Annotated in this window: 15 protein-coding genes and 1 riboswitch; of the genes, 5 read left to right on the forward strand and 10 right to left on the reverse strand. The window is 33.0% G+C overall.

The window, feature by feature from the left end:
* Window positions 1-41: 41 nt before the first annotated feature.
* From ABY285_RS10980 to ABY285_RS10990, 3 genes are read right to left on the reverse strand one after another with little or no spacing between them, the layout of a single operon-like run.
* Window positions 42-251: a DUF2892 domain-containing protein gene (locus ABY285_RS10980; RefSeq protein WP_372769996.1), complete on the reverse strand. Its 210-nt coding sequence runs from the start codon at window positions 249-251 to the stop codon at window positions 42-44.
* 48 nt (window positions 252-299) lie between these two features.
* Window positions 300-890: a hypothetical protein gene (locus tag ABY285_RS10985; protein WP_372769998.1), complete on the reverse strand. Its 591-nt coding sequence runs from the start codon at window positions 888-890 to the stop codon at window positions 300-302.
* A 37-nt stretch (window positions 891-927) separates the two neighbouring features.
* Complete coding sequence (locus ABY285_RS10990) at window positions 928-1,935, reverse strand: adenosine deaminase (RefSeq protein WP_372770000.1); 1,008 nt, start codon at window positions 1,933-1,935, stop codon at window positions 928-930.
* A 292-nt stretch (window positions 1,936-2,227) separates the two neighbouring features.
* A riboswitch (cobalamin riboswitch) is annotated at window positions 2,228-2,427 on the forward strand.
* Between the two features lie 120 nt (window positions 2,428-2,547).
* On the opposite strand from ABY285_RS10990, the gene nrdG reads away from it, so the two are divergent.
* From nrdG to ABY285_RS11010, 4 genes are all read left to right on the forward strand, one after another.
* Complete coding sequence (gene nrdG, locus ABY285_RS10995; RefSeq protein WP_372770002.1) at window positions 2,548-2,997, forward strand: anaerobic ribonucleoside-triphosphate reductase activating protein; 450 nt, start codon at window positions 2,548-2,550, stop codon at window positions 2,995-2,997.
* Window positions 2,998-3,000: 3 nt separating this feature from the next.
* Window positions 3,001-4,878, forward strand: a complete 1,878-nt coding sequence (gene nrdD / locus ABY285_RS11000) for an anaerobic ribonucleoside-triphosphate reductase (RefSeq protein ID WP_372770004.1) — start codon at window positions 3,001-3,003, stop codon at window positions 4,876-4,878.
* Window positions 4,879-5,148: 270 nt separating this feature from the next.
* Entirely contained in the window at window positions 5,149-5,415 is a 267-nt protein-coding gene (locus ABY285_RS11005) for a hypothetical protein (protein ID WP_372770006.1), read from the forward strand.
* A 121-nt stretch (window positions 5,416-5,536) separates the two neighbouring features.
* A complete protein-coding gene (locus ABY285_RS11010; protein ID WP_372770008.1) occupies window positions 5,537-5,749 on the forward strand; it encodes a hypothetical protein in 213 nt (70 codons plus the stop codon).
* On the opposite strand, the gene ABY285_RS11015 is transcribed toward ABY285_RS11010, so the two are convergent.
* Entirely contained in the window at window positions 5,746-6,693 is a 948-nt protein-coding gene (locus tag ABY285_RS11015) for a hydrogen peroxide-inducible genes activator (protein WP_372770010.1), read from the reverse strand. The genes ABY285_RS11010 and ABY285_RS11015 overlap by 4 nt on opposite strands.
* Window positions 6,694-6,815: 122 nt before the next feature.
* Here ABY285_RS11015 and ABY285_RS11020 point away from each other — a divergent pair, with 122 nt between their 5' ends.
* Complete coding sequence (locus ABY285_RS11020) at window positions 6,816-7,286, forward strand: Dps family protein (RefSeq protein ID WP_372770012.1); 471 nt, start codon at window positions 6,816-6,818, stop codon at window positions 7,284-7,286.
* 77 nt (window positions 7,287-7,363) lie between these two features.
* Here ABY285_RS11020 and ABY285_RS11025 read toward each other — a convergent pair whose 3' ends face one another.
* The 6 genes from ABY285_RS11025 to ABY285_RS11050 form a co-directional block, all read right to left on the reverse strand.
* A complete protein-coding gene (locus tag ABY285_RS11025; RefSeq protein ID WP_372770014.1) occupies window positions 7,364-8,176 on the reverse strand; it encodes a lysophospholipid acyltransferase family protein in 813 nt (270 codons plus the stop codon).
* 47 nt (window positions 8,177-8,223) lie between these two features.
* A complete protein-coding gene (locus ABY285_RS11030; protein WP_372770016.1) occupies window positions 8,224-8,856 on the reverse strand; it encodes a CoA pyrophosphatase in 633 nt (210 codons plus the stop codon).
* Complete coding sequence (locus tag ABY285_RS11035; protein ID WP_372770018.1) at window positions 8,857-9,468, reverse strand: trimeric intracellular cation channel family protein; 612 nt, start codon at window positions 9,466-9,468, stop codon at window positions 8,857-8,859. It lies immediately after the preceding gene.
* Between the two features lie 89 nt (window positions 9,469-9,557).
* Window positions 9,558-10,301, reverse strand: a complete 744-nt coding sequence (gene ppgK / locus ABY285_RS11040; RefSeq protein WP_372770020.1) for a polyphosphate--glucose phosphotransferase — start codon at window positions 10,299-10,301, stop codon at window positions 9,558-9,560.
* Window positions 10,302-10,395: 94 nt separating this feature from the next.
* Window positions 10,396-11,049 (reverse strand): alpha/beta hydrolase, encoded by a 654-nt coding sequence (locus ABY285_RS11045; protein WP_372770022.1) that lies wholly within the window; start codon window positions 11,047-11,049, stop codon window positions 10,396-10,398.
* A 60-nt stretch (window positions 11,050-11,109) separates the two neighbouring features.
* On the reverse strand, window positions 11,110-11,436 hold the full coding sequence (locus ABY285_RS11050) for a hypothetical protein (protein WP_372770024.1): 327 nt from the start codon (window positions 11,434-11,436) through the stop codon (window positions 11,110-11,112).
* Window positions 11,437-11,708: the final 272 nt, after the last annotated feature.

Consider the following 11,708-nt stretch of genomic DNA (forward strand, 5'->3'; position numbering starts at 1 on the left):
ATTCAACATTTAACATTCAAAATTCAAAATTTCATATTTTTCTATTCAGCTTCTTTTTTATTGCTTTTGATTCCTAAAATAGTATAAAGCGGACAAAAACTTACAAGGCTTGTCAATAAGAAAATAACAGCAAAAGCCATAAGCACAATGGCAAGCATGCCTTCTATTTGGCCTAAATAATACAAAACAGCAATAACAACAGCGATTAAGACGCGAATCAATTTGTCGGCGGAACCCATATTTTTTTTCATTATTTCATTTTTTTAAAAATTATAATGAATAAAGATAACAAATAATTGCTATTCTTTCTTTTGTTTATTCAATTCATCCTGTAGCCTTCTCATTGCTTTTTGTTCTCGTTGCAAGGCTTTTTCCCGATATATTTCAAATTCTTCCTCGGCCTCTTTTAAAGCCAGTTTGCTTTGAACGGTAATAATGTTGCTTTGTTTAAATTTAGTGATAAAAAACAGCAGTACGCCAATCAAACCAAGAACAATAATAAAAAACATCGTTTTAAATACCGGTTTTTCAAATTGGATGCCAAATAGCGAAATACTGTCTTTTTCGGCCGTTACTTTTGAAATCAAGGTTTCCGATTCCGTCAATTTGGTTTGTAAACTGTCTATGAGTTGTTTTTGGGAATTCAATAGGTTTGAATTGTCTGAAACCATCTTTTTTGAAGCCGAAATGGAATCGATAACATTCGATTTTAATTTAAGCAGCCAGGTAGCTTTTATTACTTTATAATCCTGATAACTATTTGATTCATCAGAAAGATATTCAAACTGACTTTTTACAGAACCTGTATCAATGAATTTTTTCGTGACTTGACTAAAAATGTTTGTTGTTATAAATAATACGGTCATCACCGTGATTGCTATTTTACTCATTTGTTGAATTTATTTGAATTCATAACGAAGTAAAAAACTACTTATTGTTGTTAAAATAGACTTCCAGTTCATTTAAATAAATTTGTTTTTTGTGATCGTTTAACAAGGAATATTGAAACGAATTTTTCGCCAGTTGGTAAAGATCAGATTTAGACAGACTTAAAGCTTCCTGGATTTCCATATAATTTTGATTCACCTGTCCGCCAAAATAGGCCGGGTCATCAGAATTTACAGTCACTTTTAAACCCAGATCCATCATTTTTTTCAAGGGATGGTTTGTTAAATCATCAACCACCCGAAGCGCTGTATTTGATAGCGGACAAACCGTTAAGGCAATATCGCGCTTGATAATTTCCTTCACCAGGTTCTCATCTTGCAGCGCATTGTTTCCATGGTCAATGCGTTTGATGCCCAAAATATCAATGGCTTCCCAAACATAAGCTGCAGAACCTTCTTCACCGGCATGTGCCAAAGGAATATAGCCTTCTTTTACGGAAGCTTCAAATACATTTTTAAATTTTGAAGGAGGATTCCCTTTTTCCGAAGAATCCAATCCGACTGCTTTAATTTTATCTTTGAAAGGAAGAGATTGTTCAAGGGTTTTAAACGCCTCTACTTCACTTAAATGCCGCAAAAAACTCATAATAAGCAATGAAGAAACGCCTAATTTCGTTTTTGCATCGTCACAGGCTTTTGAAATACCGTTGATGACCGTTTCAAAGGCAACACCGCGATCGGTATGCGTTTGCGGGTCGAACATAATTTCGGTATGACGCACATTTTGGTTGGCACATTTTTGAAGATAGCTGTAGGTCAAATCGTAAAAATCCTGTTCGGTAACCAAAACACCGGCACCCTGATAATAAATATTTAAAAAATCCTGCAAACAATTGAATTTATATGCGTCTTCAATCTCTTCAACAGAATTGTATGGAATGTCAATATGGTTTCTTTGTGCAATTTTAAACATCAGTTCAGGCTCAAAAGAACCTTCAATGTGTAAATGCAACTCAGCCTTGGGTAAATTTGCTATAAATGTTTTCATGCCGCAAATTTACATAATTCCATATTTTTAATGGTTGTTTGTTTAAAAATTTATGATGAAAATAAAAGATATATTATTCAATGTTTTATTAGGTGCACTGATTGTCAATTGCAAAAATAATGACGGAATGGTTTAATATATATATTTAGCAGTCAGTTTGATGCCGAAAAGCATATAGAAAATTCATGAAGTAAATTAAAAGAAATATAGTTTTTCTCTTCGTAAATATAACCTGTTCATAAGTAGTTAATAAAAATTAGAGATGTGCGATTTTTTAATTGCGAATTCATAATAAATTTGAATAGAATTAGGTTCTTTATTAAATGTCAATTTAAAAAGATTAAAAGGGAATCAAGTGAAGATCTTGAACTGTTCCCGCAGCTGTAAACTCAGTAAATTGTTTTACAATCTTTTGCCACTATCGTTATTAATGGATGGGAAGGCGTAAAACAGAAGTAAGTCAGAAGACCTGCCTTTTTCAAGTATTGAATAAAACTTTCGGGAAAAAAGTTTAAGGATATATTTCTTATAGAAATTACATTCTACTATTTAAAATATTTAACGATGTAAGGGTTGAAACCTTGCTGTAAATTTATTTAATCCATAGTTAAGATGAATTACACCGATATAGAAATTGTTTTTCAGGAAGTTCCGGGTGAAATAAGTATTTGTTTCACCATAACGGGCTGTAAACTTCAATGTAAGGGTTGTCATTCTCCACATCTATGGAAAGAGGAGAATGGAAAGGAACTAACTATAAATAAGTATCTCGAAATTCTTGATAAATATAAAGGATTTGCAAGTTGTGTGTTGTTTATGGGAGGTGAGTGGTTTTTACAGGAGCTGATTAAATATTTAAAAATCGCAAAAAAAATGGGATTTGAAACCTGTTTATATACTGGGGAAGCTAAGGTTGAAAAGAAATTATTATCAGAATTAACGTGGTTAAAAACAGAACCTTGGATTCAAAATTTAGGAGGGTTAGATTCTAAATTCACAAATCAAAAATTTATTGAAATAAAAACAAATAAAATATTAAATCAGTTATTCTTAAAAAATTAGACTATGATACGATTATCCGAAGATCAAATATCAAAAAAAATTAACTTTATTGAAAACTACATCAACTCAAATAATGCCGCTGACGGATCTGTGATGGATGCTAATGCCAATGTTTCCTCAAAGAATATTGCTACTATGGAAGCGGAACTCAATAAGGATATTAATATTCAAGTGAATAGGCAATTGGTTAAAAATAAGATAAATGATTTATTCGGGGCTGATTTGTCAGAAGAATATATTAGGCAATTAGAGTCGCATGAAATATACGTTCATGATGAAACCTCTTTAAAACCCTATTGCGTTTCAATTAGTATGTATCCGTTTTTATTTGATGGACTTACTAAATTAGGAGGTGAAAGTAGAGCTCCTCAACATTTAGAAAGTTTTTGTGGGGAGTTTGTAAACCTTGTATTTGCAGTGAGTTCTCAATTTGCAGGAGCTTTGGCTACTGTTGAGTTTTTATTGTATTTCGATTATTTTGCAAGAAAGGATTACGGAGATGATTATTTACAAACAAATGGGAAAATTGTTGGAAATCATTTACAACATGCAGTATATGCTATAAATCAGCCGGCTGCAGCCCGCGGTTATCAATCGGTTTTTTGGAATATTTCTTTATATGACGAATCTTACTTTGATAGTATGTTTGGTGAATTTGTTTTTCCTGATATGACTAAGCCAAGCTGGAAAAGTCTTAAAATATTTCAGCAATATTTTATGAAATGGTTTAATAAAGAACGAGAAAAAGCAGTATTAACCTTTCCTGTGGTGACAGCTGCAATGTTGGTAAAGGATGGTAAACCAAAAGATAAGGAATTTGCAAATATGTGTGCTGAAGAATTAAGCGAAGGAAATTCATTTTTTATATATCAGTCTAAAAGTGCAGATAGTTTAGCATCTTGCTGCAGGTTAAGAAGTGAAATAAGTGACAATACATTCAGTTATTCATTAGGTGCCGGGGGTGTAGCAACAGGATCTATTAATGTAATTACTTTAAATATGAATCGTTTAATTCAGAGAGGAAACGATTTAAAATCAGAAATTGAGAAAATTCATAAATACCAAGTAGCATATCGTAAGTTAATTGAAGAATATATGGGAGCAGGTATGTTGCCCGTGTATCAAGCTGGATTCATCTCTTTGGATAAGCAATTTTTAACAATTGGAATTAATGGAATGGTTGAGGCAGCTGAAAGTCAGGGAATAAAAGTTGAAAATAGTGAAGCGTATAAAAACTTTGTAACTAAATATCTTAAAGTAATTTTTGAAGCAAATAAAGAGGCTAAAAAAGAGTTTGGATACATGTTTAATACTGAATTTGTTCCAGCAGAAAACTTAGGTATTAAAAATGCGAAATGGGATAAAGAAGATGGCTTGTTTGTTCCTAGAGATTGTTACAATTCTTATTTTTATACTGTTGAAGATGTAACCATAAATACGTTGGATAAAATGATGCTTCACGGTGAAGACATTATTCAATATTTAGATGGCGGTTCTGCACTTCATTTAAATCTTGAAGAAGCACCAAACAAAGATGGATTTTTAAAACTAATTGATGCAGCTGCTTTGGCTGGTTGTAATTATTTTTGTTTTAACATAAAGGTTACAATTTGTAATGACTGTAACCATATTGATAAAAAAACATTGCAAAAATGCAGCAAATGTGAGTCAACAAATATTGATTATGGAACACGGGTAATTGGTTACCTTAAGCGAGTTTCTAGCTTTAGCTCTTCACGACAAAAAGAACATGAAAGCAGGTTTTATCATATCGGACAACGAAATCATTCGAATAAATTTTTGCAAGAAAAAAGAGCAAAATTAATGAGTAGTCACTTATTACATAACAACTCGGGAAGTTTAAAAAACCAAGTGAAATAGGATAAAACCAATTGTTGTAATTTAATTAAATGGAAATATTAAGGTGTGAACTGTTTAATAGTGGCTGATAATAAGTAGACAACAAAATATTTTTAAAGAGAATTTGATACACCTTAAGAAGTATAACAATACCTATATATTTGTGAATATTTTCATAATTGATTAAAAATTAAAAATTTATGTTAAAAAATAAAGAATATTTTGATTAATGCTGTGATAATAACGCATTTTCTTGTAAATTTGCAAACTAAATAAATCAATAAAAATTTTATGGCAAGTATTAAAAATTTAAAAAAGGATATTAATTACGTTCTGGGAGATATTATTGAAGCGTGTTATACATGGGAATTGTACAATCCTAAAGCCGGTTCTAAAGGAACAGAAGCAATTATAGATGAGGCAATTGAATCATTTGATGTTTTAATTGAGAAAGTAAATGTTAAAAAAATCGAAGACAAAAAAGCTTATTTTAAAGCCATCAATACAGAATTGGAAAAAAAAGCGTCTGATTTAATTGAAAAAGTAAATAAACTTTAGTAAATTAATCATCAATATATTAAGAATAAATATTTTTTAATATAAAAATTATTGTGTATATTCACGCAACAAATAATTGAGTAATACGTTCTTAAGTTACCAACTAAAAACTATTTAATCTATGGCAAGAGCAATGTTTGAGTACACCAAAACCATACTCGAAAAAGTCAGCTTTAACAAAGAATTATTTAAAAAAGAATTGGAAAAGGCTGTAAACAGATTACTACCTTATGAAATAAAGGAATTGTACTATTGGCTAAAGGAGTTTACCTTTAATAAACCGGAACTTCAATTGTGTTTAGTCTTAGTGGAAAATAAAAAAAGGAGCTTTTAGGCTCCTTTTTTTTGTTGTAAAGGGCTAATTATTTTCACGTCGTTAAAGGCGATAACGCCTCTGATTACGCTGTCTATAACACTCTTTAAGGATTCTATTAACTGTATTTTTAATTGGGACTTATGGTAAATCAGGCTGATTTCCCTGGCCGGAACCGGAGCATTAAAGGGTCTCAAATACATGGTGTCTTTATCGGATATGTCCAATGTCTGCAAATAAGGCAACAGGGTCATTCCCAAATTTTCTTTAGCCAATTTAATTAAGGTGTCAAAACTGCCGCTCTGAATTTGAAAATGCTGATTTTTAAAGCCAATGGCACTGCATAAGTTGATGACGTTTTCTTTAAAACAATGGCTATCTTCCAACAACAAAATATCCTCAATCTGTAAATCTTCCACAGCAAGTGTTTTGTTTTTAAACAGTCGATGTTCGGCAGGCACAAAACCAACGAAAGGCTCATAATATAAAACACGTTCCTTAATTTGGTCGTTTTCCAACGGCGTAGCGGCAATGGCTACATCAATATGGCCGTCAGTCAATTTTTTTATAATCTGTTCAGTGGTAATTTCTTCAATTTTTAAATTTACCTTCGGATATTTTTTAATAAACGTTTTTAAAAAGAGCGGCAGCAATGTAGGCATCACTGTAGGAATGATTCCTAACCTGAAGTCTCCTCCAATAAACCCTTTTTGCTGATCTATAATATCATTGATCCGGTTACTCTCGTCAACAATAATTTTTGCCTGTTCAATAATTTTTTTGCCAACTTCTGTAAGTTGGATGGGTTTTTTATTCCTGTTGAAAATTTGTGTATCAAACTCTTCTTCAAGTTTCTGAATTTGCATGCTCAACGTTGGCTGGGTAACAAAACAATGTTTGGATGCTGTCGTGAAATTTTTGTATTCGGCCACAGCCAAAACATATTTTAATTGTGTGATTGTCATTACTATCAATATTTATGATAAAGATATTAAAACTATCAATAATGATTATGTTTATTTCGCTTTATTTTTTCTGAAATTTGTATTGTTAAAAGAGAAATTAATTTAATTTAAAAATGAGGAATATGAACACAACAAGTATTGGATTAAACAAAGATAAAGCCAAAAATTTAACCGTAAGTTTAAATGTTTTATTGGCAAATTTTCAGGTATATTATCAAAATTTAAGAGGGTTACACTGGAATATTAAAGGAAAAACATTTTTCGAATTGCATGTGAAATATGAAGAATTTTATACCGATTCTCAAATTAAAATAGATATGATTGCAGAGCGTATTTTAACGTTAGGCGGAACGCCATTACATACGTTTGAAGAATATTCGGAATTGTCTAAAGTCGCCGTTGGTAAAAATATTACAGCAGGTGTGGACGGTGTTCAATTGGTGGTCGGTTCTTTAACGGAACTTTTGCTGTTGGAAAGAGGAATTCTTAATGAATCTGCCGAAGCCAATGATGAAGGTACCAATGCAATGATGAGCGATTTTATTGCGGAACAGGAAAAAACAATGTGGATGCTGAATGCCTGGTTGAACTAAAATTACAGGTAATTTTAGGAATTTATTCGTTACAAATTATAATTGCAGTTTTCAATAAATTGAAAACTGCAATTTTTTTAATACATATCCCAAAAGGTACGTTGTTTGTCCAATTCTTCCTCCTGTTTTTTATACTCCGCAGCAGAAATAACTTTTAAAAATGAAGGGTGTTGTTCAATTCCAAATTCAATTTTTTTTACAATTTCATCAATAGTGTCATTTTCATAGTCAATTTCTAGGGGTTCCTTGATGACCATTGATTGCAGTACATTTCGCTTTTTAATCATCAGTCCCTTCTTGTCATAAGCTCTTCTGAAACCATCAATAACAATAGGAATAACAATGGGTTTGCAGGTTTTTATGATATGTGCGGTACCGCGTCTGATTGGCTTGAAGGGTTTTGTGGTTCCCTGAGGAAAGGTAATTACCCAACCGTCGTCCAACGCTTTCTTTATATTGCTGATATCCGACATTTTCACTTGTCTATTTACATCTTTGCCTTTAGCTCTCCAGGTTCTATCTATAGAAACAGAACCGACATAGGCAAATATTTTTGGCAACATACCCGATTTCATGGTCTCTGATGCTGCTACATAATAGATGTTTAATTTGGGATTCCAAATATAGCCAATGTTTTTTAAAGAATCTACCCTTCCTTTTAAGGAAGCATTAAAAACATGATACATGGCGGCCACATCGGCAAAATAGGTTTGGTGGTTGGAAACAAACAATACATTGGTAGGGGGCAGGTCCCTGATGATTTCAGAACCCTCTATCTGTAGTTCATTGAAACGTCGATACCGTCCGTGAGAAACAACTCCAATAATTCTTACGAGCCATCTTTTTACAAATAAGATATGACCAAAAGGATTTCTTTTAAAAATTGGCATGTAATTGATTGGTTTTTTAATGAAAGACAAACTTAATAAAAAATAAATTAAATTTGTTTTAATAACACTTTGATTTCATTTAACATCATAGCGGTTGCTCCCCAGACGATGCAATTGCTTAAATTAAAGCAGGGAACAGACATCTTTTTAGCGTAAGAAGTGGTGACAATGGTGGTTGAAAAAGCATTTTCATTCAACAAATCTTTGAGCAAAACGGCTATATTTTCTTCCACTTCTTCATTTTTTGTCAGGGTAGGCGTATAGTTCAGAAATCCTAAAAAAGGGGTCACCATAAAATTGCTGGGAGGGATAAATACATCAGTCATTTGTTTAAAAATATAGACATCATCAGGCTGAATTCCAACTTCTTCATGAGCTTCCCTCAAGGCGGTGCCTTCAAGAGAATAATCGGAACTGTCAAATTTTCCTCCGGGAAAACTAATTTGTGATGCATGTGTTCCGTTATAGTTTGCGCGCAAAGTGAGTAAAAAACAGGTTTCTCCCATGGCGTTCGGATAAAATAGCGCCAATACTGCCGCTTTTCTTGCATTTCGTGCCTCAATAAATTCCTGCGTATACTTTTGTCTGAATTTTGGCGCAAGTTCAAACTGGGCATCCAATCCGCCAAGCGTGATTTCCGACAGTTTTGAAACGTTAATTTTGAAGTTCTTGAAATCCATTTAATTTTCAGAATAAAAAGTAGGTAAAGACAGTTTATATTTTACGGCAACCAATCTTATGGCAATAACAATTAATGTTGTTGAAACATATACAATGGTTTGATCAATATTTAAGTGATGTAAAATAATAAATGCAATTGAACCAAAAATACATGCTGTGGCATAAATCTCTTTCCTGAAAAGAATGGGAACTTCATTACATAAAATATCACGTATAACGCCACCAAAAGAGGCGGTCATCGTTCCCAATGCTATTGATATAACGGGGTGAAAATGAGCATTAATGCCAATTTCTGTACCGGTTATGGTAAATATGCCCAAACCAATGGTGTCAAATAAAAACAATGATTTTTGCAGGTGTTTTAATTTTTTTCGAAATAAAATTGCAATAAAAACAGCCGAACTGATTAAAAAGACATACGTAATATCGGTCATCCAAATAACGGGTTGTTTTCCTATTAAAACGTCTCGCAAAGTACCGCCGCCAACTGCAGTTACAAAGGCAATGATGAAAACACCAAACGGATCCATTTTTTTATTCATGGCCACCAGCGCGCCGGAAATGGCAAATGCAATAGTGCCCAATATATCTAAAATGTAAAATATGGTCATTGGTTTTTTGGTGTAAATTGCAGTGATTTTTATAATAAATTCAATAAAATCTTTGGAATTGATTTCAATAATTTGAAAAGTTAAATACTTTATTTAATTTCAAATTTAGCAGCCATTGCGGCTCCAATAATACCGGCCTCGTTTTCTGCTTCCGCAGGAACTATAGGGGTATCGACATCAATTTTATGGATGAATTTATGCACCCTTTTACTTGCGCCGCCGCCAATGATAATCAAATCTGGAGACATGATAAAATTTAAGTGGTTAAAATACTTATCAAGTCTTTTTCCCCATTTTTTCTGACTTAATTTTTCTCTTTTACGGGCAGAATCTGCTGCATAACGCTCAAAACTGTCTCCATGTCTGTTATATAAGTGTCCAAATTCTGTATTTGGCAATAATTTTCCGTCTAAAAAAAATGCGGACCCAATTCCTGTGCCCAGGGTAATCATAATAACGACCCCTTTTTTGTCTTTTCCGGCCCCAAAGTTTATTTCGGCAATTCCGGCAGCATCGGCATCATTTACAACGGTAAATTCATTTCCTGTCTCATTTTTAAAAAGTTCAGCGACGTTTAAGCCTTTCCAGTCTTCATGTAAATTTCCGCCCGACATGCATTTTCCGTGTTTTAAAGGTGTAGGAAATCCGCAGCCAACCGGACCTTCCCAGTTAAAGTGCTTCACAATTTTTTGAATTACGTTAGCGACAGCCTCTGGTGTGGCGGGCCTTGGAGTTGGAATTCTTTTTTTTTCAGCAGAAAGTGCGCCAGTTTCAACAGTAACTACTGCGGCTTTTATTCCTGTGCCCCCAACATCAATACCCAATATTTCCATAATGCTAAATTTTTATGCTTCACAATTTATTAAAAAAATTATGAAAATTGACCATTAAAAATAAATAAAATCGACCTTTCTCCTTTAACAACAACTACATTCGCGCTTCTATCCATTTACTGAATTCGTAAAAATTCTTTGGCGAAACACCGTGGCCGACAGGAAATTCTTCAAAACAATATTTAATGGTTAATTGGTCTAAAAAGGCCTTTGTTTTATGTGCAGCAGTAACAGGAATAACTTGATCCACAGTGCCATGGGAAATGTAGAAATCCAATTTTGAATAGTCTTTTGCGTTAACGTCAACAGGCAATAAATCGTGATTGACATAACCGCTTAAGGCAATTGCTTTTTGCACTTTTTCAGGATAATTTAAGGCGATGGCATAACTTAAAATGGTGCCTTGGCTAAATCCTAATAGAAAAGTTTTTTCCGGTGAAATGGCATATTTCAGTTGCACCTCATCAATAAATTTTACAATGATTTTTTGGGCTTCCAGGGCTTCAGGGATGTCTGAAAATCTGTCTTTTGGACCGTTAAAATGGATGGTGTACCAGGCATAACTGCCAAATCCTAAAGTTTGGGGCGCTCTTGCGCTGACAATCAGCAGTTCATCGGGCAATTCAGAGGCAAATGCAAACAAATCTTCTTCATTGCTTCCGTAACCATGCAGTAAAATGAGCAAGGAGGTGTTTTCTGTTTTTATTTTTGGTTCTCTGACAATATAATGCAGTGATAATTTTTCCATAATTTAAATATAAAAGTCGCGTAATTGAACGCGACTTCAAAAGTAATCTTAAAAATTTGGTTAACCAATTCCTTTAAACCAATCTTGAAATAAATCACCGAATAATGGTATTTTTTTCTCCTGGCCCTGAACAGCACCCATAAAACCAATGATCCATAAAATAAAAATAAAAATACCGATAATTCCAAATCCCATATCCCCAATGTATTTACTGAGAAACCCTGTTAGAAAAGAGAAAAGGGACAATCCAATCATTTGACGAATATGAAAAGCGGCAAATGAATTGTGCTTTTCATTGTTCATAATAAAGGCAATTAAAGTTCCGATCCAGGTAAAATAACTGATAATTGCCATTGTTTTTCCTTCTTGAACAGTTTGATTTTGCATAAGTTCTTTTTTTTGTTAGTATTTAGATGTTAGTATTGGATATTTCCGCTAACTTTTTAGCCTCTAGTCTCTAGTCTTTTTCTTTGATTCGTTTAACTTCTAACTTTTAATATTTAACTATTGCCTATTGTCTATTGCCTTTTCACTTTATCCTTTTATAATACCATTTTACTGTTAGAAATAACCCCATATACTTTTCCGTTTAAATTTTTATGGAGAAAAATAGCGTTTTTAGAAGAAGACAAGATGTTGTTCTCGCTAAAAGTATAGTC

The sequence above is a fragment of the Lutibacter sp. genome, assembly GCF_041555395.1.
Classification (GTDB): domain Bacteria; phylum Bacteroidota; class Bacteroidia; order Flavobacteriales; family Flavobacteriaceae; genus Lutibacter.

Coding starts and splice junctions, on each gene's coding strand:
- ABY285_RS10980 (WP_372769996.1), bottom strand. CDS start 251: ATGAAAAAAAATATGGGTTCCGCCGACAAATTGATTCGCGTCTTAATC.
- ABY285_RS11030 (WP_372770016.1), bottom strand. CDS start 8,856: ATGGATTTCAAGAACTTCAAAATTAACGTTTCAAAACTGTCGGAAATC.
- nrdG (WP_372770002.1), top strand. CDS start 2,548: ATGAATTACACCGATATAGAAATTGTTTTTCAGGAAGTTCCGGGTGAA.
- ppgK (WP_372770020.1), bottom strand. CDS start 10,301: ATGGAAATATTGGGTATTGATGTTGGGGGCACAGGAATAAAAGCCGCA.
- ABY285_RS10990 (WP_372770000.1), bottom strand. CDS start 1,935: ATGAAAACATTTATAGCAAATTTACCCAAGGCTGAGTTGCATTTACAC.
- ABY285_RS11035 (WP_372770018.1), bottom strand. CDS start 9,468: ATGACCATATTTTACATTTTAGATATATTGGGCACTATTGCATTTGCC.
- ABY285_RS11005 (WP_372770006.1), top strand. CDS start 5,149: ATGGCAAGTATTAAAAATTTAAAAAAGGATATTAATTACGTTCTGGGA.
- ABY285_RS11050 (WP_372770024.1), bottom strand. CDS start 11,436: ATGCAAAATCAAACTGTTCAAGAAGGAAAAACAATGGCAATTATCAGT.
- nrdD (WP_372770004.1), top strand. CDS start 3,001: ATGATACGATTATCCGAAGATCAAATATCAAAAAAAATTAACTTTATT.
- ABY285_RS11045 (WP_372770022.1), bottom strand. CDS start 11,049: ATGGAAAAATTATCACTGCATTATATTGTCAGAGAACCAAAAATAAAA.
- ABY285_RS11015 (WP_372770010.1), bottom strand. CDS start 6,693: ATGACAATCACACAATTAAAATATGTTTTGGCTGTGGCCGAATACAAA.
- ABY285_RS11020 (WP_372770012.1), top strand. CDS start 6,816: ATGAACACAACAAGTATTGGATTAAACAAAGATAAAGCCAAAAATTTA.
- ABY285_RS11010 (WP_372770008.1), top strand. CDS start 5,537: ATGGCAAGAGCAATGTTTGAGTACACCAAAACCATACTCGAAAAAGTC.
- ABY285_RS10985 (WP_372769998.1), bottom strand. CDS start 890: ATGAGTAAAATAGCAATCACGGTGATGACCGTATTATTTATAACAACA.
- ABY285_RS11025 (WP_372770014.1), bottom strand. CDS start 8,176: ATGCCAATTTTTAAAAGAAATCCTTTTGGTCATATCTTATTTGTAAAA.